The 22,043-nt window shown below is 62.2% G+C and carries 22 protein-coding genes and 1 tRNA gene; 15 read left to right on the top strand and 8 right to left on the bottom strand.

Translation table 11 applies throughout. The features are described from left to right. Positions 1-620: 620 nt before the first annotated feature. Positions 621-1,265, bottom strand: a complete 645-nt coding sequence (locus tag F3H98_RS07195) for a TetR/AcrR family transcriptional regulator (RefSeq protein WP_149759452.1) — start codon at positions 1,263-1,265, stop codon at positions 621-623. 62 nt (positions 1,266-1,327) lie between these two features. On the opposite strand from F3H98_RS07195, the gene F3H98_RS07190 reads away from it, so the two are divergent. The 7 genes from F3H98_RS07190 to serA all read left to right on the top strand — a co-directional run bounded on the left by F3H98_RS07190 (position 1,328) and on the right by serA (position 10,419). Next, the gene (locus tag F3H98_RS07190) at positions 1,328-2,566 is read left to right on the top strand and encodes a parallel beta-helix domain-containing protein (protein ID WP_149759451.1); all 1,239 of its coding nucleotides are present in this window, start codon (positions 1,328-1,330) and stop codon (positions 2,564-2,566) included. Between the two features lie 140 nt (positions 2,567-2,706). Then, positions 2,707-3,735, top strand: coding sequence for an SO2930 family diheme c-type cytochrome (locus F3H98_RS07185; protein WP_210249665.1), 1,029 nt, complete (start codon positions 2,707-2,709; stop codon positions 3,733-3,735). A 199-nt stretch (positions 3,736-3,934) separates the two neighbouring features. Then, positions 3,935-5,290 (top strand): phosphoglucosamine mutase, encoded by a 1,356-nt coding sequence (gene glmM, locus F3H98_RS07180; RefSeq protein WP_149759449.1) that lies wholly within the window; start codon positions 3,935-3,937, stop codon positions 5,288-5,290. 213 nt (positions 5,291-5,503) lie between these two features. Further along, positions 5,504-6,283, top strand: coding sequence for an outer membrane protein (locus F3H98_RS07175; RefSeq protein WP_149759448.1), 780 nt, complete (start codon positions 5,504-5,506; stop codon positions 6,281-6,283). A 247-nt stretch (positions 6,284-6,530) separates the two neighbouring features. Beyond that, positions 6,531-7,391, top strand: a complete 861-nt coding sequence (locus F3H98_RS07170; protein ID WP_149759447.1) for an outer membrane protein — start codon at positions 6,531-6,533, stop codon at positions 7,389-7,391. 188 nt (positions 7,392-7,579) lie between these two features. Beyond that, entirely contained in the window at positions 7,580-8,755 is a 1,176-nt protein-coding gene (locus F3H98_RS07165) for a phosphoserine transaminase (protein WP_149759446.1), read from the top strand. A gap of 62 nt (positions 8,756-8,817) precedes the next feature. Continuing rightward, positions 8,818-10,419 (top strand): phosphoglycerate dehydrogenase, encoded by a 1,602-nt coding sequence (serA, locus tag F3H98_RS07160; RefSeq protein ID WP_149759445.1) that lies wholly within the window; start codon positions 8,818-8,820, stop codon positions 10,417-10,419. Positions 10,420-10,532: 113 nt separating this feature from the next. On the opposite strand, the gene F3H98_RS07155 is transcribed toward serA, so the two are convergent. Genes F3H98_RS07155 through F3H98_RS07145 form a run of 3 tightly spaced genes read right to left on the bottom strand, consistent with a single transcriptional unit; the run spans position 10,533 to position 12,137 of the window. Next, the gene (locus tag F3H98_RS07155) at positions 10,533-10,952 is read right to left on the bottom strand and encodes a type II toxin-antitoxin system VapC family toxin (RefSeq protein WP_149759444.1); all 420 of its coding nucleotides are present in this window, start codon (positions 10,950-10,952) and stop codon (positions 10,533-10,535) included. Further along, entirely contained in the window at positions 10,949-11,200 is a 252-nt protein-coding gene (locus F3H98_RS07150; RefSeq protein WP_149759443.1) for a FitA-like ribbon-helix-helix domain-containing protein, read from the bottom strand. The genes F3H98_RS07155 and F3H98_RS07150 overlap by 4 nt, the downstream gene beginning before the upstream one ends. A gap of 43 nt (positions 11,201-11,243) precedes the next feature. Continuing rightward, on the bottom strand, positions 11,244-12,137 hold the full coding sequence (locus tag F3H98_RS07145; protein WP_149759442.1) for a DMT family transporter: 894 nt from the start codon (positions 12,135-12,137) through the stop codon (positions 11,244-11,246). A gap of 221 nt (positions 12,138-12,358) precedes the next feature. Here F3H98_RS07145 and F3H98_RS07140 point away from each other — a divergent pair, with 221 nt between their 5' ends. Then, positions 12,359-13,654, top strand: a complete 1,296-nt coding sequence (locus tag F3H98_RS07140) for an adenylosuccinate synthase (protein ID WP_149759441.1) — start codon at positions 12,359-12,361, stop codon at positions 13,652-13,654. A 108-nt stretch (positions 13,655-13,762) separates the two neighbouring features. Beyond that, positions 13,763-15,304 (top strand): hypothetical protein, encoded by a 1,542-nt coding sequence (locus tag F3H98_RS07135; RefSeq protein WP_149759440.1) that lies wholly within the window; start codon positions 13,763-13,765, stop codon positions 15,302-15,304. 144 nt (positions 15,305-15,448) lie between these two features. On the opposite strand, the gene rpoH is transcribed toward F3H98_RS07135, so the two are convergent. Together rpoH and F3H98_RS07125 are read right to left on the bottom strand one after the other, a co-directional pair. Beyond that, entirely contained in the window at positions 15,449-16,360 is a 912-nt protein-coding gene (gene rpoH, locus F3H98_RS07130) for an RNA polymerase sigma factor RpoH (RefSeq protein WP_149759439.1), read from the bottom strand. A gap of 186 nt (positions 16,361-16,546) precedes the next feature. Beyond that, positions 16,547-17,575: an RluA family pseudouridine synthase gene (locus tag F3H98_RS07125; RefSeq protein ID WP_149759438.1), complete on the bottom strand. Its 1,029-nt coding sequence runs from the start codon at positions 17,573-17,575 to the stop codon at positions 16,547-16,549. A 35-nt stretch (positions 17,576-17,610) separates the two neighbouring features. Between F3H98_RS07125 and F3H98_RS07120 the strand changes: the two genes are divergently transcribed. From F3H98_RS07120 to F3H98_RS07095, 6 genes are all read left to right on the top strand, one after another. Continuing rightward, positions 17,611-17,991, top strand: coding sequence for a fimbrial protein (locus tag F3H98_RS07120; RefSeq protein ID WP_149759437.1), 381 nt, complete (start codon positions 17,611-17,613; stop codon positions 17,989-17,991). After that, positions 17,988-18,404 (top strand): VOC family protein, encoded by a 417-nt coding sequence (locus F3H98_RS07115; RefSeq protein ID WP_149759436.1) that lies wholly within the window; start codon positions 17,988-17,990, stop codon positions 18,402-18,404. Before F3H98_RS07120 ends, F3H98_RS07115 begins: the two co-directional genes overlap by 4 nt. Positions 18,405-18,517: 113 nt before the next feature. Next, positions 18,518-18,592: transfer RNA gene (locus F3H98_RS07110), tRNA-Glu, on the top strand. Between the two features lie 150 nt (positions 18,593-18,742). Beyond that, positions 18,743-19,090 (top strand): hypothetical protein, encoded by a 348-nt coding sequence (locus F3H98_RS07105; protein ID WP_149759435.1) that lies wholly within the window; start codon positions 18,743-18,745, stop codon positions 19,088-19,090. After that, positions 19,087-19,401: a DUF6804 family protein gene (locus F3H98_RS07100; RefSeq protein ID WP_149759434.1), complete on the top strand. Its 315-nt coding sequence runs from the start codon at positions 19,087-19,089 to the stop codon at positions 19,399-19,401. The genes F3H98_RS07105 and F3H98_RS07100 overlap by 4 nt, the downstream gene beginning before the upstream one ends. A 199-nt stretch (positions 19,402-19,600) precedes the next feature. Then, a complete protein-coding gene (locus F3H98_RS07095; protein WP_149759433.1) occupies positions 19,601-20,548 on the top strand; it encodes a HEPN domain-containing protein in 948 nt (315 codons plus the stop codon). Here the strand turns inward: F3H98_RS07095 and F3H98_RS07090 are convergent. Beyond that, positions 20,541-21,158, bottom strand: coding sequence for a hypothetical protein (locus F3H98_RS07090; protein ID WP_149759432.1), 618 nt, complete (start codon positions 21,156-21,158; stop codon positions 20,541-20,543). The genes F3H98_RS07095 and F3H98_RS07090 overlap by 8 nt on opposite strands. After that, complete coding sequence (locus F3H98_RS31005) at positions 21,155-21,772, bottom strand: hypothetical protein (RefSeq protein WP_188130356.1); 618 nt, start codon at positions 21,770-21,772, stop codon at positions 21,155-21,157. The genes F3H98_RS07090 and F3H98_RS31005 overlap by 4 nt, the downstream gene beginning before the upstream one ends. Positions 21,773-22,043 lie beyond the last annotated feature (271 nt).

Below are 22,043 nucleotides of genomic sequence, written 5' to 3'. Positions count from 1 at the left end.
AGCCGGCTGCAGGCCAGGCAGCACGGATAGATTTTTTGCAGACCGGATACTGGCAAGGCATGCGGTGGCAGGTAATCGGGAACGAAGTTGCCCGAAACCGTGCCGGGTTCCTTGCTGCCGCAACGGTGGCAGCCTCCCGTGCGACCGTTGCGGTTATTCTTCTCCACCATGTCGGGTGGCAATCGCGGACTTGGCATGATTGCCTCGGATGAATCCACATCGTTGATGATCAGTTGTTGCGGTTGTCGTGAGAATATTCAATCGCCCATCGGTTGAAAAATTCTGACACATCGATCCCTTCGCATATTGCTTTCACCCGACCTCGTGCCCTTCCTCGAACCAAGGGTGTCGACGCGATCGCCGCCATCCGTGACGTCGCATGCAAACGCCCTGCTTCCGCTGCTTTCCGCGCCGGATACCTCGCATTTTCATGCATTCCCGGCAGGTGTGAACACTTTTCGCCACCGCTGCCGACGTGCCTGCACTCAAGCCATTGGAACGGCATCATAAAACGCGGCTGTTTTCCGTTCGCGCGGAAATTTCATCCACGTGCGCTTCTACGTGCCGGTGACACCGCCAATGCGCCGCGCGCGCTGATTCCGCCGCGCCGCTGTGCGCTGCTACCGGCTGAGCGCCCTGTCGAGTGCCAGAAGCATGTGGGCCTCGATCTCGCCGCGCAGCCGCGTTCGTTCGCCGCGGTCGCGGGTGACGAGATAGAGATCGACAAGCGTACCCAGAAGTACGCTCATGAAATGCAGGCGGGCCGGTTCGACGTCGGCAGCGCCCGTGAATTTCTGCAGGAAGGGCGCCAAGAGATCGCCGACGATTGCTGTCTCGTTGTTGCCGCCCTGGTCGGCGGCGATCGGGCGGATGGCGCGCATTGCGGCGAGCAGGCCGGAATGCGCGGGAATGGCGTCGGCGGTGTCGAGATAAAGCCCGAGCAGTTTTCTGGCGGCATCGGCTACGGGCAGTCCCGGGTCGATCTGCTCGAGGGCCGCGCCGCAGGTCCGCACGATGCGGGTCACCGTGGCGTCGTAGGCGGCCAGAAGCAGTGCGTCGCGATCCCTGAAGTAGCGGTAGATGGTGCCGACGGAGACGCCGGTCACCGAGGCCAGCCGCGTGGTGGTGACGGCCTCTGCTCCTTCGGCCGCGACAAGCGCTTCCACGGCGGCCAGCAGGGCGTCGCGGGTCTTCAGCGCGCGAACCTGTCGGGGCACGATGGCTATCACGCCGCCCTTTGCATTTGAAAAGTGAAACTGTTTCATTTTTCTTGACTTTGCGGCAGCGCGCGCCCATCGTCAAGCGATTTTAAGGGGAGGAAAATTCGATGCGTCCATCGCTCTTGCGCGCCGTTTGCGCGGTGTTTCTGGCAGGTGTCTCGACCGGCGCCGTCCGTGCGGCCGACATTGCCGTCGAAGCGGGCGAGGGCGCGGAGGAGCGGCTGGTCGAAGCACTGATCATGGCAAAGCCCGGCGACCGGGTGATGATCGGCGCCGGACGGTTCGAGCTCACCGAAGGCCTGTCGCTCGATGTCGACGACGTGGTGGTGAAGGGCGCCGGGCAGGATGCGACGATCCTTTCCTTCAAGGGCCAGACAGGCTCCGGCGAGGGGCTCTTGGTGACCTCGGACCGCGTCGTGCTGGAGGACTTCGCCGTCGAGGATACGAAAGGCGACGGCGTCAAGTCGAAAGGCTCGGACCAGATCACGTTCCGCAAGCTCAGGGTCGAGTGGACCAACGGTCCGGATGCCAAGAACGGCGCCTACGGCGTCTATCCCGTCTCGTCCAAGAACGTGCTGATCGACGCGGTTACGGTGAAGGGTGCTGCCGACGCGGGCATCTATGTCGGCCAGAGCGAGAACATCGTCGTGCGCAACTCCAGAGCCGAATTCAACGTCGCCGGCATCGAGATCGAGAACTCGTTCAAGGCCGATGTCTACAAGAACACGGCAACCCGCAACACCGGCGGCATCCTGGTTTTCGACCTGCCCAACCTGCCGGTGCAGGGCGGCCACGACATCCGCGTGTTCGACAATGACGTGATCGACAACGACACGCCGAATTTCGCGCCGAAGGGCAACATGGTGGCGATCGTGCCGAAGGGCATGGGCATCATGGTGATGGCCAACCGCAACGTGCATGTGTTCGGCAACCGGCTCGACGGCAACGCCACCGCGCATGTGCTGATCGCCGCTTACCCGAACGACTACGAGGACGACAAATACATGTTCGTGCCGCGCGGTGTCTTCGTGCACGGCAATACCTATGGCGAAGGGGGCGGCGCGCCCGACGGCGAGGTGGGCAAGACGATCAGCGATGTCTCGGGCACGCCGGTGCCGGATATCGTCTGGGACGGCGTGACCCGGATTCCGGAGTACTTCTCGTGGACCGCTGCCGAAAACCGCGTCTACATCGACGAGGCCGAGGGCACGAGTTTCGTCAATCTGAAGATGATCTCGCAACTGATGCTGCCGTGGGGCTGGTGGCCGGATACCGACATTGCCGGCTACAAGGGCAGCCTGCCAGAGCCGGCGCCGGTGAAGCTGCCGCAGGACAGCGGAGCGTGAGGCTTTCCGAGAGGCGTGCAATGCTCACATTTGAAGCGCTGCATTCTTTCGCGCCCCCCTCTGTCCTGCCGGACAGGACAGAGGGGGGCAACGTAGGGTGCGAGCATCGACGACCTTCGCTTTTCGCAATTTGGTTTTTGGTGATCCTGCTCTCGCTTGTCGCCATCCAGCCCGCCCGCGCCACTCCTTCGCTCGACGCCATCCTTGCCGAAAAGCCGCCAAAGCTGCTTTCTGAATACGGGTTCTTCGACGATCTCAGCGCGCAAAAGCCGGCGGCGGGCGTCGTGCCGTTCCAGCTCAACACGCCGCTCTTTTCCGACAATGCGCAGAAGCTTCGCTTCGTGTTCGTGCCGGACGGCAAGGCTGCTACCTATGACGAGACCGAAGCCTTCGCGTTTCCGGTCGGAAGCGCACTGGTCAAGACGTTTGCTTTCCCGGCGGACTACCGCAAACCCGGTGAAAACGTCAGGCTGATCGAGACGCGGGTGCTCTTGCGGCAAGAGAGCGGCTGGCAGGCATGGGCCTATCTCTGGAACGCCGAGCAGACCAACGCATCGCTGAAGATCGCCGGCGCCAAAGTCGATATCGCAACCGTCACGGCGGACGGTTCGCCGCTGGCTTTCACCTATTCGGTGCCCAACAAGAACCAGTGCAAGGGCTGCCACGCCTTCAACGGTTCGATCGCACCGCTCGGGCCGAAGGCGCGCAACCTGAACGGCGACTTCGCTTATGCCGGCGGGACGAAGAACCAGCTGGAGCAGTGGACCGCGCTGAAAATCCTGAGCGGCGCCCCGGCGGCCTCTGCCGCCCCGAAAGCTCCGGACTGGCGCGACGCTTCGGCGCCGCTCGACGGGCGCGCGCGCGCCTGGCTCGATGTCAACTGCGCGCACTGCCATCGCCGCGAAGGCCCGGCGAGCAATTCGGGCCTGTTCCTGACGTTCGGCGAAACGGATCCGGTGGCATACGGGGTGTTGAAACGCCCGGTGGCGGCCGGGCGTGGGTCGGGCGGCCGGGAATTCGATATCAAGCCGGGCGATCCCGACGGCTCGATCCTGATGTACCGTGTAGAAAGCACGGAAGCCGGCGTGATGATGCCTGAACTTGGCCGCCACATCGGCGATCCGCAGGCGGTCGCGCTGCTACGCCAATGGATCGAAGGCCTTCACTAGGAGGGTATCGATATTCAGGTGATGCCGCCTGCAAATGGCGGCTTCCGCGATACGCCCAGGGTCAGCCGTTGTGGCGAAATTGGCACAAGCGAAACGGTTTGCTAAGATTTCGTAACAAATACTTATGGAAAGTGATGTCCAGTCGCGCCCTTGTTGTGGCAATGCTCCGCGGCAACATCGGCGTGGGAAGTTGAGCAAGATGGCAGGACGCTATTTCGGAACGGACGGGATCCGCGGGCGGGCAAACAAATTTCCGATGACGGCTGAAGTGGCGATGAAGGTCGGCATGGCTGCCGGCGCATCGTTCCAGCGCGGCAATCACCGGCACCGGGTGGTGCTGGGCAAGGATACACGGCTTTCGAGCTACATGATCGAGAACGCCATGGTGGCGGGTTTCTGCGCCGCGGGCATGGATGTGCTCTTGCTGGGTCCGATCCCGACGCCGGCCGTCGCCATGCTGGCGCGCTCGCTGCGCGCCGACATCGGCGTCATGATCTCGGCCTCGCACAACCCCTACCACGACAACGGCATCAAGCTGTTCGGCCCGGATGGCTACAAGCTGTCGGACGAGATCGAAGGCCATATCGAGGCGATGCTCGACGGCGAGATCGACATCAAGCTCGCCGGCCAGGATTCGCTCGGCCGCGCCAAGCGCATCGACGGCGCCTATGACCGCTACATCGAGTTCGCTAAGCGCACGCTGCCGCAGGGCTCGATGTCGCTGGCCGGCTTGCGCATCGTGGTCGATTGCGCCAACGGCGCCGGCTACAAGGTGGCGCCCGCCGCCCTTTGGGAACTCGGCGCCGAAGTGATTGCCATCCATGACGATCCGAACGGCTTCAACATCAACGAGGATTGCGGTTCCACGCATCCGATGAGCCTTGCCAAGAAGGTGCACGAGGTGCGCGCCGACATCGGCATCGCGCTGGACGGCGACGCCGACCGCATGGTCATCGTCGATGAGAACGGTACGCTGGTCGACGGCGACCAGATCATGGCGCTGATCGCCGAATCCTGGAGCCAGAGCGGCCGCCTGGCCGGCGGTGGCGTGGTCGCCACCGTGATGTCGAATCTCGGCCTCGAGCGGTTCCTCGACGATGCCGGCCTGCAACTGCACCGCACCAAGGTCGGCGACCGCTATGTCGTCGAGCATATGCGCGCCCACGGCCTGAATGTTGGCGGAGAGCAATCCGGCCACATCGTGCTTTCGGATTTTTCCACCACTGGCGACGGGCTGGTCTCGGCCCTGCAGGTGCTGGCCTGCGTGAAGCGCGAAGACAAGCCGGTCAGCGAGGTCTGCAAGAAGTTCGAGCCGGTGCCGCAGCTTCTGAAAAACGTCCGCTTCTCCGGCGGCAAGCCTCTCGAAAGCGCGCCCGTCAAGGCCGCGATCGAAGACGCCCGCAGCCTGCTTGGCAAGAATGGCCGGCTGGTGATCCGTCCTTCCGGCACCGAACCGCTTATCCGTGTGATGGCGGAAGGCGACGATTCAGGCCTCGTCGAGAAGGTCGTCAACGACATCGTCGAGGTCATCTCGGAAGCCAAGTCAGCGGCCTGAGCAAATACTCTTCCATCGCGAGAAAAAGCCCGCCCCACCGGCGGGCTTTTTGGTCTGGAGAGGTTCTCCTCCAAGGAAAACCTCCCGTTAACCGAGGTAAAACGTGGTTAAGAATTAGGGTTAAACAGCCCTTAACCTTTGCAATCCATTATCCAAACCGGAGTTCAATCACCGGGCCGGCGGGGTACCGGGTTTCGCAGGGGTGAGAAGAATATGTTCAGATTTGCCAAGCAGGCGTTCGTCGCCGCATTGTTCGCTGGCGTGGCAATGCCAGCAATCGCCGCCGACCTTGTCGATCCGCCGATCGTGGCAGTGGATCCTCCGGTTTACGGTGGCTGGTATATCCGCGGCTACATCGGCGGGACCAATCAGGACCTCGAGACGCTGGACACGGATCTTTACAACGATCCATCGATTATCTCGCATGGCTGGTTCGAGCAGGGCACTTTCGGCACATCGCCACTCTTCGGCGGCGGCGTAGGGTACAAGTTCACGGACTGGATCCGCGGCGACCTGACCGTCGAATACCGTGGCAAATCCGAGTTCAATGCCGTCGACTGGGTGGATTCGAGCTTCAACGGTCTGACGACAAACGACTATAACGCCCAGAAGTCGGAATGGCTGATGCTGGCCAATGCCTATGTCGATCTAGGCAATTTCAGCGGCGTCACACCCTACCTTGGCGCAGGTATCGGCGCATCCCGCAATACGATCGATGGATTCCGCGACGTAAACGAGCTGATGAGCGGCGCCGCCTGGGCGGAAGAACGGAGCAAATGGAACTTTGCCTGGGCATTGCACGCCGGCCTTGGAATACAAGCCACCGATCGCATGACCGTCGATCTCGGCTACAGCTACGTATCGCTGGGTGATGCCGTGACGGGGCCGCTCAACAACGACGACCCGGCCTTCACGCTGCCCAATGACGGCATGGTATTCAAGGACCTGACGTCGCACGATTTCAAGCTCGGCATTCGCTACGCCCTGTACTAGCGCGTTGGCGCCAAGCCTGTGGCGGCATACGAGCCGCCGCCTCCAAGTAAAACAGTCAAGCTTGATGAAACCGCCCGGCTCCGCTGGGCGGTTTCTCTTTGTGCAAGCGCTTCGCGATCGCGCGGCGCCTGGAACGGCGTAACCTCTTGTTATCCTTAACTGTGACTTAACCACTATAGTTAACAATGCTCCGAAACGGGGGCTTCCGGATATCTGCCGGTTGCCGATTCTGCGGGGGTTTCGGGCCATGATTTTGCATTCGCGTTTGATCCTGCCGGCGCTGGCAGTCGTGTTCCTGGCAACCATGCCGGGGCAGGCGGCGGACTACGATCCGCCGATCGTCGTCGACGAGGCGCCGGAATTCGTTCCGGTGGAGGTGGGTTCCGGCTGGTACCTGCGCGGCGACGTCGGATACAGCGTCAACAAACCCTACGACTACTTCCAGGTGCCGCCAGGCTTCACCTCCAGCGAAAGCCCGGTCTCCGCCAGCGTCGGCATGGGCTATCACTTTACCGACTATTTCCGGGGCGAGCTCAATTTCGGCTTGTTGCCGACCAGCAAGTTTTCCGATGATTTCTTGACCACCTGCGAAGGCACGCAGACGGTGACCGTGACGAACCCGGACGGCTCATCGACCGTCGCCTCCGGACGACGCAACCGCGATTGCGAAGGATCGAACGCCGGCAGCAACAAGGCCTACAATATGATGGCCAACGCTTTCGTCGACCTTGGCACCTATTCAGGCTTCACGCCCTTCATCGGCGGCGGCGTCGGCGTGGCCTACAGCACCTATCGGCTGGCGGCCGGCTCGCGCAACTGCGTCGATCAGTCCTCGACGGTAGGAAACACGACAAGCATCTTCGAATGCGACGATCCGTCGGTCTACGAGGGCGGCGTGACTTCCGAACGCCAGTACAATTTCGCCTATTCGCTCGGCGCGGGCGTGAACTATCGCTTCAGCAGGAACGCATCGGTCGATCTCGGCTATGAATATTTCGCGGTGCCCCAGGCAAAATATGTCTCTCTCGACAGCGCCGGCGCCCCGGTCATCAACGAGGGTATCGACTATCACCAAGTCAAGCTCGGCCTGCGCTACGATCTCTGGTAGCGCCGGTACGATTGCCAACCGAAGCCGGGCGCACGCCCGGCTTTTCCGTTTGCGGGGCGGGATGTTCGCCGCGACTGTTCCGGCGGCGACATAAATTATTCTCTTGACGCCGAACGCCTGAACGCTTAACGCCGTCCGTGGGCCACCCCTCCCCAACGAGGGGCCACTATCTGGAAGGATAGACCACGATGACGAGCATATCCAAGCCCGGACTCCGTCCGGCAAATCCCAATTTCTCTTCAGGTCCCTGCGCAAAACGTCCCGGTTGGTCGCTCCAGGCGCTGGAAAAGGCGGCGCTCGGTCGTTCGCATCGCGCCAAGATCGGCAAGACAAAGCTCGAACAGGCGATCGACCTCACCCGTGAAATCCTCAAGGTGCCGGCGGACTACCGCATCGGCATCGTGCCGGCTTCCGATACCGGCGCTGTCGAGATGGCGCTGTGGTCCCTGCTCGGCCAGCGCGGCGTCGACATGGTCGCGTGGGAGAGCTTCGGCGCCGGCTGGATCACCGACGTGGTCAAGCAGCTCAAGCTTGCCGACGTGCGCAAGTTCGAAGCGTCCTATGGCGAACTGCCGGACCTGACCAAGATCGATTTCGACCGCGACGTGGTTTTCACCTGGAACGGCACGACCTCCGGCGTGCGCGTCGCCAATGGCGACTTCATCCCGGCCGACCGGCAAGGCCTGACCATTTGCGACGCCACTTCGGCGGCATTCGCGCAGAACCTCGACTTCCCGAAGCTCGATGTGGTCACCTTCTCCTGGCAGAAGGTGCTGGGCGGCGAGGGCGCGCATGGCATGCTGATCCTCAGCCCCCGTGCCGTCGAGCGACTGGAAAGCTACAAGCCCGCCTGGCCGCTGCCGAAGATTTTCCGCCTGACCTCCAACGGCAAGCTGATCGAAGGCATCTTCAAGGGCGAAACCATCAACACGCCGTCGATGCTCGCCGTGGAGGACTATCTCGACGCTCTGCTGTGGGCGAAGTCGATCGGTGGCCTTGAAGGCCTGATGGCGCGCGCGGATGCCAATTTTGCCGTCATCGACCGTTTCGTTGCCGAATCGGCCTGGGCCGGGCATCTGGCTGTCGAGCCGGCGACGCGCTCCAACACGTCGGTCTGCCTGTCCATCGTGGATCCGGAATTCCAGGCCCTCGACGCCGACGCGCAGGCGACTTTCGCCAAGGGCATGGTGGCCGCGCTCGACAAGGAAGGTGTGGCCTATGACATCGGCGCCTATCGCGACGCGCCGTCCGGCCTGCGGATCTGGGCCGGCGCGACGGTCGAGGCTTCCGACCTTCAGGCGCTGATGCCCTGGCTCGACTGGGCCTTCGCCAGCCAGAAGGCGGCGCTCAAGGCCGCGGCCTGATCATTGGTCAGTGGCGGCCAGCGGGCCGCCTTTCCCCTTCATTCTTCATTCAGGAGGCTGTCATGGCACCTCGCGTTCTCGTATCCGACAAACTTTCCCCGACCGCCGTGCAGATTTTCAAGGATCGCGGCGTCGAAGTCGACTACCTGCCGGATCTCGGCAAGGACAAGGACAAACTGCTCGAAGTCATCCACCAGTATGACGGGCTTGCAATCCGCTCGGCTACCAAGGTCACGGAAAAGCTGATCGCCGCGGCGACCAATCTGAAAGTGGTCGGACGCGCCGGCATCGGCGTCGACAATGTCGATATCCCCGCTGCTTCGCGCAAGGGCATCATCGTCATGAACACGCCGTTCGGCAATTCGATCACCACCGCCGAACATGCCATCGCGCTGATGTTCGCGCTCGCCCGCGAATTGCCCGAGGCGAACAGCTCGACGCATGCCGGCAAGTGGGAAAAGAACCGGTTCATGGGCGTCGAAATCACTGGCAAGACGCTGGGCGTCATCGGCTGCGGCAACATCGGCTCGATCGTGGCGATGCGCGGCGTCGGCCTGAAGATGCATGTCGTCGCCTTCGACCCGTTCCTCTCGGAAGGGCGCGCGGAAGAACTCGGCGTCCAAAAGGTGGAACTGGACGAATTGCTCGCCCGCTCCGACTTCATCACGCTGCATACGCCGATGACGGACAAGACCCGCAACATCATCAATGCCGAGGCGATCGCCAAGATGAAGGACGGCGTGCGCATCATCAACTGCGCGCGCGGCGGCCTGATCGTCGAGGCCGACCTGATCGCGGCGCTCAAGAGCGGCAAGGTGGCCGGCGCGGGCATCGACGTGTTCGAGGTGGAGCCGGCGACGGACAGCCCGTTCTTCGGCATGCCCAATGTCGTCGCCACGCCGCATCTCGGCGCTTCAACGACGGAAGCCCAGGAGAATGTCGCGCTGCAGATAGCCGAGCAGATGGCGGACTACCTGGTGAAGGGCGCCGTTTCAAACGCCATCAACATGCCGTCGATCACCGCCGAGGAAGCGCCGCGGCTGAAGCCGTTCGTAAAATTGGCCGAAGTGCTCGGCGCCTTCGTCGGGCAGGTGACGGAAGATCCGATCGAGGAGGTCGAGATCCTGTTCGACGGCTCGACCGCCACGATGAACACGCGTGCCCTGATCAGCGCCGCACTCGCCGGCCTGATCCGGCCGCAGGTGTCGGATGTCAACATGGTGTCGGCGCCGATCATGGTGAAGGAACGCGGCATCATCGTCGCCGAGGTCAAGCGCGACAAATCGGGTGTTTTCGACGGCTACATCAAGCTGACGGTGAAGACCGACAAGCAGACGCGCTCGATCGCCGGCACCTGCTTCTCCGATCACAAGCCGCGCTTCATCCAGATCAAGGGCATCAATCTCGACGCCGAGGTGGGCCAGCACATGCTCTACACCACCAATGCCGACGCACCCGGCATCATCGGCCTGCTCGGCACCGTCTGCGGCGAGAACGGCGTCAACATCGCCAACTTCCAGCTTGGCCGCAACCGGCCGGGCGGCGACGCCATTGCGCTGCTCTATCTCGATGCGCCGTTCCCCGAAAACGTGCTTGCCCAGGTGCGCGCGCACAAGTCGATCGTGTCGGCTAAGCCGCTGCACTTCGACGTCAACGCATCCTGAGACAGCCTCCGAGGCGAGAAGAGGCGCGGCCAGGGCCCGCGCCTTTTTCTTTTCCGTCTTCCAACTGCACCAGCGCGAGCGTGATTGCCGCCGTAAGCAGTTGGGGAGGATCGTCAATCCGCCCAGGGATTGAGCAGAGAAATGTCGAGATTGTCGAAATCCTTGAGGTTGCGCGTGGCAAGCGTGGCGTTTTGCGCCAACGCGATGCCGGCGATCTGGATATCGCCGATGCCGATGTTGTTCCCGCGGCGCTGCTGAAGCAGATCGACCCGGGCCGCATGTTCAGCGGAAGGACCGTCAAAAGGCAGCACGCGGCCGGCCAATAAGCCACGCAACAACTGGTCGAAGCCGGCCATCAATGCCACTCTTCGTTTGCCTTCAGGCATAAAGAGAAGCCCGCTTCGGATCTCCAGAAGCGTGATGGAGGTGGTCCAAAGGCCTGACGACGGTTTTGCGTCGACCCATTCGACAATACTTGTGTTCATTTCCGGCCGCATGAGCGCCGAAATGACATTCGTATCGAGAATGATCATTCGTCGAATTTCGTGCGTCGGACGGGCTGATCCAGCTTGCGCTCAAATGGCTGGTCGTTATCAGGGATGCCTTTGAACAGCGCGGCGATCTTGGTGCCAAGTCCGTAGTCGTCTGGATCCGTTCTCGCCAGTTCCGCCCGCAGGATAGCACGTGCTTCAGCTTCCACACTCACGCCATTGCGCTTGGCGCGCTTGCGCAGCCTCTCCTTGACGTCTTCCTCGATCTGGCGAATGAGCAATTGGGCCACGGCTTTCCTCCAATTGCTATCATGATAGCACAAGTCCTTTTTGTTAGCCAGCCGCCTTGCGTCCGCTGTGCTCGGCGAGCCAGATGCCGCCGAGGACAAGCACCAGCGCCAGGCCGTGGTAGAGCTGGAAGTCCTCGCCCAGAATCAGCACCGACAGAAGCGTGCCGAACACCGGCACCAGGTTGATGAACAGGCCGGCCCGGTTGGCGCCGATCAGTTCGACGCCGCGAATGTAGAAGGCCTGCGCGAGGATCGAGGGAAAGAATACGGTATAGGCGATTACCGCCCATCCCTGGGCATCCGGCAGAATCGCCGCGCCATACCAAAACTCGGCGACGACGAAGGGAATGGATGTCACCGCGGCGCTGCCGCACAGCATGATCATCATGCTTTGCCAGTGGATGACGGGCCTGAAGCGCAGCGCCACCGTGTAGGCGCTGTAGACCAGCACCGCCAATAGCATCAGCGCATCGCCGAAATTGAGGTCGAGCGCGGTCAGCCGCGCCAGGCTGCCATGGCTGGCGGTCAGGGCGACGCCGAATATGGAAAGCAGGAAGCCCAGAATCTGCGCCCAGGTTACCCGCATCCGGAACAGCAGGAAATTGGCGAGGAAGATCAGCATCGGCATGCCGGCCTGTTCGATGCTGACGTTGATCGCCGTGGTGTAGAGCAGCGCGGTATAGAGCGCGACGTTGAATATGGTGAAGCCAAGGGCGCCGAGCCCAACCAGCAGCCAGAACCTGGTCCGGATCACAGGCCAGTCGGCGACCAGGCGCGGTAGCCCGAGCGCCAGCAGCAGGATGAAGGCGGCAGCCCATCGCGCGCCCGTCAGCAGCATCGGCGAAACGTGACCCGCCGCCAGCTTGCCGGCGATGGCGTTGCCGCCCCAGAACAGGGTGGTGAGAAGGAGCAGGACGTAGGCTTTGCGATGATGCATGCACTGTGGCTTTCGAAAGACTGAAAGCGGCCTAGGACGCATGTCCGGCCAAGTAAATGACGCGCATTCGGGAATTTGTTGTGCCTGGAGCGTCCATCGCCCGTTTGAAACGACGCGCGGCCCTGTAAAGAAATGTCGCGCTCGTCGTTCCTTGACGTTATAGAGGCCTGTCATTTTGGGCGCGCAAGCGCGCTCCACTGCTCGCACGAAGGGAATTTTGCATGGCCAATGTGGTGGTCGTCGGCTCGCAATGGGGCGACGAAGGAAAAGGCAAGATCGTCGACTGGCTGTCTGAGCGCGCCGATGTGGTGGTGCGTTTCCAGGGCGGTCACAACGCCGGTCATACGCTGGTGGTCGACGGCAAGGTCTACAAGCTGTCGCTGCTGCCGTCCGGCGTCGTGCGCGGCAAGCTGTCGATCGTCGGCAACGGTGTGGTTTTCGATCCGCATGCCTTTGTCGCCGAAGCGGCCAAGCTGAAGGCGCAAGGCGTCGAAATCACGCCCGACGTGCTGAAGATTGCTGAGAATACCGCGCTCATCCTGTCGCTGCACCGCGAACTGGATGGTTTCCGCGAGGACGCCGCATCGAATTCGGGCACCAAGATCGGCACCACCCGCCGCGGCATCGGGCCTGCCTATGAAGACAAGGTTGGCCGCCGCGCCGTGCGTGTGATGGACCTCGCCAGCCTCGACACGCTGCCCGCCAAGGTCGATCGCCTGCTCACCCACCACAATGCGTTGCGGCGCGGGCTCGGCCATCCGGAGGTCAGGCACGAGACGATCATGGAAGAGCTGATCTCGGTCGCCGACCAGATCCTGCCTTATGTGGACCGTGTCTGGAAAATTCTCGACAACAAGCGCCGCGCCGGAGCGCGCATCCTGTTCGAGGGCGCGCAGGGCACCCTGCTCGACATCGACCAAGGCACCTATCCGTTCGTGACCTCGTCCAACACGGTTGCCGGGCAGGCGGCTACCGGATCGGGCATGGGACCTGGCGCCATCGGCTACGTGCTTGGCATCACCAAGGCCTATACGACCCGTGTCGGCGAAGGGCCTTTCCCCACAGAACAGAACAACGAAATCGGCGAATTCCTCGGTACGCGCGGCCATGAGTTTGGCGTGGTCACCGGGCGCAAGCGCCGCTGCGGCTGGTTCGACGCGGTGCTGGTGCGCCAGGCGGTGGCGGTGAACGGCATCAACGGCATCGCGCTGACCAAGCTCGACGTGCTGGACGGGCTGGACGAGATCAAGGTCTGCACCGGCTACCGCCTCGATGGCGAGGACATCGACTACCTGCCGGCCAGCCAGGGCGCGCAGGCGCGCGTCGAGCCGGTCTATGAGACGCTCGAAGGCTGGAAGGGCACGACAGCGGGCGCCCGCAGCTGGAACGATCTGCCGGCGCAGGCGGTTAAGTATGTGCGTTACATCGAAGAGCTGATCGGCGCGCCCGTGGCGTTGCTTTCAACCAGCCCAGAACGGGACGACACCATACTTGTGACCGACCCATTTCAAGATTAGACCATGATTCGGTGAGATCAGGGGTGGGAGCGTGATCTAACGCCGGCTCTGGCCGGCAGGATTTCCCGGCACCGGTCGGGGGATCGGAAAGTACAGGTTAAAAGAAGCATGGCTGATTTCGTTGCTGTTCTGAAGAAAACGATCGACGGGCTGGGCGATGCGTCGCCGGCGACGCGGGAGCGCGTCTATGAAAAGGCGCGCACCACTGTCGCCGCCAAGCTCGCCGCGATCAATCCGCCGCCACCTGCGGCGGTTGCCGAACGGCAGAAAAAATCGCTCGAAGATGCGATCCGGGAAATCGAGGCGCAATACCTTGCCGCTTCTGCTCCCGCCGATCCGCTGGACGAACTCGAGAGTGTTTTTTCCGCGCTCGATGGCTCCAAGCCGGTTGAGGCGGCCCCGGCCAGCACGCCGGGCAGCAGCTTCGAGGTCAAGCCGATCGCGCCCGCAGCACCTGCCGCGCAGGCTGCAGCGCCATCTCCGGTGAAGACCGTGCCGGCCAGCATGGATACGCCCGAAATCGAGCCGAGGCCCGATTTCAAGGAGGAAGCTGACAGCGACGACGATACCTACGACGATTTCGACGAAGCCGCGCCGCGCAAGCGTGGCATCGGCGGTATCGTGGCCGCGCTGGTGGTGCTGGCGCTGCTGGGCGGTGGCGGCTATGCCGCGTGGCTGAACAAGGACGACCTCTCGGCGATGCTGGGGCTCGACAAGGCTGACACAGCCGCGCCCAAGCCTGCGGAAACGGCGACGCCGCCCGAAAAACCGGCGGTGGACTCCGCCGCCGCAACGCCGCCCGCCGAAACCACGCCGCCTGCCGAAACGCCGGCACAGCCCGAGAAATTCACCCAGCGGCTGAATGCCGACGGGACCGAGGTCGACCAGGGTCCGGCTTCCGGCACGCCAACGATCGGCGAGGGCACATCGGTGGCGACGGCAACGCAGCCGCCGGAGCCGGCGGCGCCCGCGACCGATCCGGCAGCGCCCGCCACCGACCCAGGCGCGCCCGCGGCAGTCGATCCCGCGACGCCAGGGGCGGCGCCGCCGCCAGCGACTGGAGCGCCCGCAGCCGGACAGGCTGTCGCTGTCGGGCAGAAGGCGATCTTCTATGAAGAGCGCACCACTGTGGCGCAAGGCTCGGCCGATACCGGCTCGATCGTCTGGTCGGTGGTGCAGGAATCGCCGGGCGGCGACCTGCCGCCCGAACCGGCGATCCGCGCCGAGGCCACCATCCCCGGCAAAAACCTGCAGTTGCGCATGACGATCCGCCGCAACGGCGACCCGACCCTGCCGGCCAGCCACATCATCGAGATGATCTTCCTGACGCCGGAAGGCTTCGAGGGCGGCGGCATCGAGAACATCCTGCGTGTCTCGCTCAAGGACACCGAACAGTCGGCGGGCAACGCGCTGCTGGGCATTCCGGCCAAGATCGCCGACGGCTTTTTCCTGGTGGCGCTAACCGACACCAAGGCCGAGATCGACGCCAATCTGAACCTGCTGCGCCGCGACCAGTGGATCGACGTGCCGCTGGTCTACAAATCCGGCCGCCGGGCGCTGATCACCATGGAAAAGGGCATCCCCGGCGAGAAGGTGTTCGACGAGACGATGAAGGCCTGGGAGGCCAAGGCCGCCGGATCGGCGGGCTGACTTCCGGGCACGGCTAGGGTCTTTGAGCTCTATCTCTTTGTTGGAGCATGATCTTTTCCGAAAACCGGTTTCCATTGTTCGGGATCATGTGCAAAAAAAACCGCCGCATCGCTGCGGCGGTTTTGTTTTGGCTGCCCAGACGGATCAGTGAGCCGGCTGCGCGTCGATAGTGCGCAGCGCCTGCGCCTGCCGCCTGGCGGCGGCCTTGACCGCGTCCTGCACCTTTTCGAAGGCTCTCACCTCGATCTGGCGCACGCGTTCGCGGCTGATATCGAACTCCGACGAGAGTTCCTCGAGCGTCATCGGCTCTTCGGCGAGGCGGCGCGCCTCGAAGATGCGCCGCTCGCGGTCGTTGAGCACAGACATGGCGCCGGCGAGCATGCTGCGGCGGCTTTCCAGTTCGTCCTGCTCGATGAGCATCTCTTCCTGGCTCTCGTGGTCGTCCACCAGCCAGTCCTGCCACTCGCCGGACTCGCCTTCGGTCGCCCGGATCGGCGCGTTCAGCGAAGCGTCGCCCGACAGGCGGCGGTTCATCGACACGACTTCCTCTTCCGACACGTTCAGCCGGGTGGCGATCTCGGTGATCTGCTCGGGCTTCAAGTCACCATCGTCGAGCGCCTGGATCTTGCCCTTCACCTTGCGCAGGTTGAAGAACAGGCGCTTCTGGTTCGCGGTGGTGCCCATCTTAACGAGGCTCCACGAGCGCAGGATGTATTCCTGGATCGAGGCCTTGATCCACCACATGGCATAGGTCGCCAGGCGGAAGCCGCGCTCCGGTTCAAATTTCTTCACGGCCTGCATGAGGCCGACATTGCCTTCGGAAATGACTTCGCCGATCGGCAGGCCGTAGCCGCGGTAGCCCATGGCGATCTTCGCCACGAGACGCAGATGGCTGGTCACGAGTTTGTGGGCAGCTCCGGTGTCCTCATGCTCCTGGTACCGCTTGGCGAGCATGTACTCTTCCTGCGGCTGCAGCATGGGGAAGCGGCGGATTTCTTCCAGGTAGCGGGAAAGCCCGCCTTCTCCGGAAACGATGCTGGGTAGTGTCTGGGCCATAAAGCACCCTCCCTCTCAAGATTTGTGCCCCCTGAACGAGGCGGGCATAAGGCGCGGTCAGCATTTTCGCTGCGCCGCACAACAAGCTATATAGGAACAAATCGGGAAAATACATGCATTTGTTCAACACGAAACAGTGTGTCACGCCAAAGTGAACAAAGCGAATCAGGTTTTCTCAACCGACGTTCAGAGATTGCGAAAGCCGCCGACGATCTCCTCCATGTCCCCAGGCATCGGCGCTTCGAACTTGAGCTCGATATGGGTAGCCGGGTGGCGAAATGCAAGAAGACCGGCATGCAGCGCCTGCCGCGAGAACGATTTCACCTTATCTTTCAACGGCTCGGGCAACCGGTTGGCCTTGGTGCGGAAGGCCTGGCCGTAGTCGGGGTCGCCGATCACCGGATGGCCGATATGCGCCATGTGGACGCGGATCTGGTGGGTGCGTCCGGTTTCCAGCCGGCATTCGACGAGCGCGGCCTGCACGGTGTCGGTGCGACCTTCGGCGAATTTCTCCAGCACGGTGAAATGCGTGATCGCGTGGCGGGCATCGTCGCGCGTCTCGGGCACCACGGCACGGCGCACCCGGTCGGCCGCGCGGCCGAGCGGCGCGTCGACCGTGCCGGTCATGCGCGGCGGGATGCCCCACACCAGCGCCTGGTAGGCCCGCTCCAGGTCGCCGCTGGCGCCATGGTCGGCAAAGGCCTCCGACAGCGCGCGATGCGCCAGGTCGGTCTTGGCAACCACCATGACGCCGCTGGTCTCCTTGTCCAGCCGGTGCACGATGCCCGGCCGTTTGACGCCGCCGATACCCGAAAGGCTTTCCCCGCAATGGTGGATCAGCGCGTTGACCAGCGTGCCCGTCCAGTTGCCGGCGCCGGGATGAACGACAAGGCCGGCGGGCTTGTTGATGACGATCAGATCGACATCCTCGTAGAGAATGTCCAGGGGAATGTTCTCGCCCCGCGGCTCGGCGGGCTCCGGTTCCGGCGTTTCCACCGACACGCTTTCGCCGGCGGCCATCTTCCGCTTGGCTTCGGTGACGACGTTGCCGCCGACCTGCACCGCCCCCTGGCGGATCAGCGCCTGAACGCGGTTGCGCGAGAAATCGCCCCCAAGCGCCGTCGCCAGCCACTGGTCGAGGCGCCGGCCCGCGGCATCGGCGCCGGCTTCCAGCACTTTCAATCCTTTACCGGCTTCGCTATCAGGAGCGTTCATTCCATTCCCACGGGCAATTCCCACTGGATTTTTCGATGCCGACCAGCGACGACAATGACGACAAGCCGCTCGATCCCGCGGTCGAGAAGGTGCGGAAAAAACTGGTCCGCTTCGTCGCCATCAATCTCGGCCTGCTGTTCGTCGCCCTTATGGCGGTGGTTGGGGCGATTGTCTACAAATCCGGCCGGTCGGCGCCGGAAACCGCCAGTCCCGTCTCGGTGGTGCCGTCGCCGGCGGAGGGTGCCATGTTGACCGGCGATATCGTGCTGCCGGCTGGCGCCAGGCTGCTGTCGCAGAGCCTTTCCGGCAACCGCATCGCGCTCGACGCAGAACTTTCCGACGGAAGCCGCGCCATTCTTCTCTACGATATCGGCGAAAGGCGCATCGTCGGGCATTTCGCGGTGAAGGCGCAATGAGCGTTTCTTCCGGGAGCGCGCCTGCCGGTCGCCGGGTCGCCACGGTCGCGGTGGTGGTTGCCGACTACGACGAGGCGATCGCCTGGTATACGCACAAGCTCGGCTTCGAACTGCTCGAGGATGTGGCGCTCGGCGAGGGCAAGCGCTGGGTGGTGGTCGCGCCGGGAAACGGCGGCGCGCGCTTGCTTTTGGCGCAGGCGGCCGACGCCGAACAGCGCTCGCGCATCGGCAACCAGACCGGCGGCCGGGTTTTTCTCTTCCTCGAAACAGACGATTTCGCCCGCGACCATGCGCTGATGATCGAACGCAGCGTTGAATTCCGCGAAGCGCCCCGCCGCGAAGCCTACGGCACGGTGGCCGTGTTTGCCGACCTCCACGGCAATCTGTGGGATCTGATCGAGCCGCGCGGCTGAGGCTTTCGCCATCTGGAAACCGGCCGACGACGCGATCGGACAGCGTGTTTCGATGGATCGCCGAATCGCGGTTGCCTTTTGCGAAAGCCTCGCCTATATCGCGACCTGTCTCCGCGCCCATCGTCTAGCGGTCAGGACGGCGCCCTCTCACGGCGCAAACCGGGGTTCGATTCCCCGTGGGCGTACCAATATTTTCAAGCACTTAGCTCTGCCTCGCGCAGATGCGTCGAATATCCGTCGAATAAATACCTGCGGATGTTGATGGACAATCTCCCCTCAGCGCTTGCCGTCGGCCTCGACATGAGCAATCCTCGGCTCGGGACGTTGGGGGACTAATCATGAAAGATTTTGCTACGTCGGTTATCGGCTTCGTTGGCGTGTTCGGCGTTATGGCGCTCGCGCTGGCCGCGATAGGCTTCTATGCCGTGGCTTTTGAAGCCGGTGCGGAAGAATGGTTCGGCTGGGAGGGATGGTGGGTTCCGGCTCTATTCCTGGTTGGTGTGTTCGTTTTTCGGGCCGGACTCTTGCTCGCAGCCGGCATGTTTATAGGCGGATACGGAGCCTATTATGCTTGGGATTGGCCACTTTGGGCCGTTGTGCCGGTTTTCTTTCCTGGACTTGCATTTATGATCGGCGGACTGCTTGTCGCGGCGATAGGCTCTACCGTTGAGAGGGCGCGCGGATGACCCGCATAGTCGCTATCGTCGCAGCGGTCGCGCTTGCAGTTGCGATCCTTCCCTTGCCCTACGGATACTATCAGGTGCTGCGGCTCGGCATCTTCGCTGCGGGCCTCTATTGCGGCATTAAAGCGAAATCTGCCGGCAATGATGGGCTCGGCTACTGCCTGTTCTTCACGGCGCTGGTGTTCAATCCGTTTCTGCCGATTTATCTCTCGCGAGAAATCTGGTTGCCGCTGGACCTACTAAGCGCTGCTCTTTTCGGTTTCACCGCATACAGCTTTCCGAAAACCAGTTCAGGCCCGCAGCAGGAAACGTAAATGCAAGCGATCAAATCGATGGTCCCTTACAGGACTACTGTTGCGGTGGTCTAGTTGAAATTGGGGTGAGCGGAAGCATTATCCTAATCTGGAACCCGCGTCGGTAGACACGTGGGACCGTCACGGCAATGCTGTCGCGCGTGGAGATCAAGAAGCCCGGGCGCACCGCCCGCATCGCTCATAGAGAGCAGCACGATTGATGGAAAGCCAACCAGGCATTGGGGGTCCGGTAGCTGAGATGTGGTACGCTTGTTCCTTCATATTCGAAACCAATTTCGAAAAGCCGCCGATCGACGCACCGTTTGAACTTGCCTCCGGGATTTTCCTCGAGCCGGTACCTAAATGGGTTGTGAGCGACGACTATCTTCTAAATCTCCTCTCGTACTCTCAGCGGGAGCGAGCAAAGGAAGCGCAAATAGTCCTCTCTGCGCGGTACGAGGCCGAGGCTCTTGGTAGTCCGGACCCTAGTTGGCGTGGTTCGAGGCCGCGATCCATCCAAGCGGTGATCGATGAGAAGTTCTTCTTGGCGGCAACGGCCCTTTGGCTGGTGAAGCCGTCTCCTTTATCCGGTCAACTCACCTGCCATTTCGATCGCGATCTTGATCCCCAATCGTTGAGGCAGACATCTAGCCTTTATCCAATTCGGGTTGCAGATGTTGAACTCGACAACGTGCCTACCCTGCCAGATCTGCAACGTGGCGGCGACCTCCTCCAAGCGATCCTCTCTCTGAACAGAACCGGATCTATTTGGACCGCCTTGTCGTTGGTGGCCAAGGCGCTTCGTGAAGGTGAGTGGACGTTGCGATTTCTCCTTCAGTGGGTTGCGTTCGAGGCGCTCTTTGGGCCTGAAAGCCCGAGCGAGACAACTTTCCGACTGTCTCAACGCATTGGACTTTTTCTCGGTGAAAGCTCAGAGGAAAGGAGATCGATATTCCGTCAGGCTAAGGATGCGTACTCGTGGCGCTCAAAGATTGTTCACGGTGTAAAGCTACATAGGCTTACCAACGAGAAATCTGGAAAGCTTTCTGAGATGTCAGAAGGCTTGCTGCGGAGATCGTTCCTCAAAATCCTTGCGGATAAAGATATGGTCGCGGTGCTCGATAGCGGAGAGCGAGATAGCTATCTGGACAGCCTCGCATTCAACTGATCGACGAAGCGCGCTGCCTTGGAGGCACGCCGACGACTAAGCCGGCTTCCTTTTCGCTGAGGTAGCCCCACGCCACACCGGCGATGTCTGCGACGGGGCGAGGCTGGAATGCTGGAGCTTCGTTGGCATTGACCATCACAGCGAAGGCATGGCTTGCCAGATTTTTGCGCCCAATGATCCCATCTGAGGGGACTGCGGCGGCCTTCCTAAGAGTTTGCCAAAGTTGATGTTCCGCTATCGGCAGTTCAGAGATGATCGCCCGGAACTCCGCAGCGATCTCATCAACCCGCCTTGCCGCCTGCTGGATTTTGCCGGCAAGTGCGACAGCCTGCTTTATCGCGGAAGCGCGTTCGGCCTTGGCTTCGGCGCTGATCTCGGCGATCTCGATCTGCTCAGCCTTGACCTTGGCTTGCTCGAAAACGACAGTGTCGGCCTTCGCGCGTTCGATATCGGCTTTGATTTTTGCCAGCCTGTCGACCGCTCGTTTGTCCCCTGAGACGGCAGCATACGCCAGCGATTGCGCTTCCTTCTCCAGATCAGCGAGGACACCTCCAACCGCTTCGATCTGATTTTCGAGATAGTCGCTCGTTACGTGTTGCATCGTTTTCAATCCTTGAAAGGGGAATAGTCGTCAGCCATCAGGCTCGAGTGGTTCTTGGGCTCCGGCCAGTGCGTGACCGGCGTGTAGGCCGGGCGATCGGCGGCCGGTTTCGGTCCGGGCGCAGCAGCAGGCCGGAGCGCCGGTTGACATGCGGGTGTGGGTTCCGGCTCCGTCTCCGATGAACGGGAGCGGACAGGCGCGGCCTCCTCGTACGAGACGACTGGCGCGCGATCGGCACGCTCCACTACGACCACTTGATCCGATATCCGTAGGGCGGCACGTGCCAGCCTGTCGGCAAGGCCAGGGTTGTCATCCATCGTTCTAGCCGTCGCCAGAAGACGTGCGGCTGTAATGCGTGCTTCGAGCGCTACAATCCCATCGGGATCGAGTTCGACGCCTTTGGGTTTCGGGTGGACGTAAGGCGCAGCGGCTTTAGCTGCGTCGAGCCGGATTTCTTCATCCAAGGCTTTGTCATTGGCAACCGTCGCCAGATGCATCAGCGGTGTCCAGTCGGGCCAACGCTCGGCGACTTCCTCGATCGCCTGGATTGAGCGCTTGTTCAGGCTCCCTTTCGGTCGCCCCGCACCTTCCCGCCTTCCGCCGACCTTTCGCGCTTCTGACATTCTTCCCGCCCTGATCTGATACTTAATCACATCCTATTGGCGAGATAGTTGTTCGCTCGAATTGGGCGCTGTCGATGGAGATGCCGCGAGAATGGACGTTGCTTCACCCTGCCGAAGCGATCCCGCTTCTTCCTTGGCCGTGTCACCATTGTCGTTTCCGATGGGCCGGCAAATAACACGGGATAGAGGACAGCCAGGCCCTGAGCCTAGTTGTCGGTTGGTTCACAACGCTTTCGCGCGTGGTGCTTACAAACCCCGTCGAAACAAGTGG

Source organism: Neomesorhizobium albiziae (assembly GCF_900114255.1).
GTDB lineage: Bacteria > Pseudomonadota > Alphaproteobacteria > Rhizobiales > Rhizobiaceae > Neomesorhizobium > Neomesorhizobium albiziae.
This window is presented reverse-complemented; position numbering and strand designations above follow the sequence as displayed.

What these genes read in the sequence shown, in the direction of transcription:
- F3H98_RS07195 (WP_149759452.1), bottom strand. Translation starts at nt 1,265, where the DNA reads ATGAAACAGTTTCACTTTTCAAATGCAAAGGGCGGCGTGATAGCCATC.
- F3H98_RS07190 (WP_149759451.1), top strand. Translation starts at nt 1,328, where the DNA reads ATGCGTCCATCGCTCTTGCGCGCCGTTTGCGCGGTGTTTCTGGCAGGT.
- glmM (WP_149759449.1), top strand. Translation starts at nt 3,935, where the DNA reads ATGGCAGGACGCTATTTCGGAACGGACGGGATCCGCGGGCGGGCAAAC.
- F3H98_RS07175 (WP_149759448.1), top strand. Translation starts at nt 5,504, where the DNA reads ATGTTCAGATTTGCCAAGCAGGCGTTCGTCGCCGCATTGTTCGCTGGC.
- F3H98_RS07170 (WP_149759447.1), top strand. Translation starts at nt 6,531, where the DNA reads ATGATTTTGCATTCGCGTTTGATCCTGCCGGCGCTGGCAGTCGTGTTC.
- F3H98_RS07165 (WP_149759446.1), top strand. Translation starts at nt 7,580, where the DNA reads ATGACGAGCATATCCAAGCCCGGACTCCGTCCGGCAAATCCCAATTTC.
- serA (WP_149759445.1), top strand. Translation starts at nt 8,818, where the DNA reads ATGGCACCTCGCGTTCTCGTATCCGACAAACTTTCCCCGACCGCCGTG.
- F3H98_RS07155 (WP_149759444.1), bottom strand. Translation starts at nt 10,952, where the DNA reads ATGATCATTCTCGATACGAATGTCATTTCGGCGCTCATGCGGCCGGAA.
- F3H98_RS07145 (WP_149759442.1), bottom strand. Translation starts at nt 12,137, where the DNA reads ATGCATCATCGCAAAGCCTACGTCCTGCTCCTTCTCACCACCCTGTTC.
- F3H98_RS07140 (WP_149759441.1), top strand. Translation starts at nt 12,359, where the DNA reads ATGGCCAATGTGGTGGTCGTCGGCTCGCAATGGGGCGACGAAGGAAAA.
- F3H98_RS07135 (WP_149759440.1), top strand. Translation starts at nt 13,763, where the DNA reads ATGGCTGATTTCGTTGCTGTTCTGAAGAAAACGATCGACGGGCTGGGC.
- rpoH (WP_149759439.1), bottom strand. Translation starts at nt 16,360, where the DNA reads ATGGCCCAGACACTACCCAGCATCGTTTCCGGAGAAGGCGGGCTTTCC.
- F3H98_RS07125 (WP_149759438.1), bottom strand. Translation starts at nt 17,575, where the DNA reads ATGAACGCTCCTGATAGCGAAGCCGGTAAAGGATTGAAAGTGCTGGAA.
- F3H98_RS07120 (WP_149759437.1), top strand. Translation starts at nt 17,611, where the DNA reads ATGCCGACCAGCGACGACAATGACGACAAGCCGCTCGATCCCGCGGTC.
- F3H98_RS07115 (WP_149759436.1), top strand. Translation starts at nt 17,988, where the DNA reads ATGAGCGTTTCTTCCGGGAGCGCGCCTGCCGGTCGCCGGGTCGCCACG.
- F3H98_RS07105 (WP_149759435.1), top strand. Translation starts at nt 18,743, where the DNA reads ATGAAAGATTTTGCTACGTCGGTTATCGGCTTCGTTGGCGTGTTCGGC.
- F3H98_RS07100 (WP_149759434.1), top strand. Translation starts at nt 19,087, where the DNA reads ATGACCCGCATAGTCGCTATCGTCGCAGCGGTCGCGCTTGCAGTTGCG.
- F3H98_RS07095 (WP_149759433.1), top strand. Translation starts at nt 19,601, where the DNA reads ATGGAAAGCCAACCAGGCATTGGGGGTCCGGTAGCTGAGATGTGGTAC.
- F3H98_RS31005 (WP_188130356.1), bottom strand. Translation starts at nt 21,772, where the DNA reads ATGTCAGAAGCGCGAAAGGTCGGCGGAAGGCGGGAAGGTGCGGGGCGA.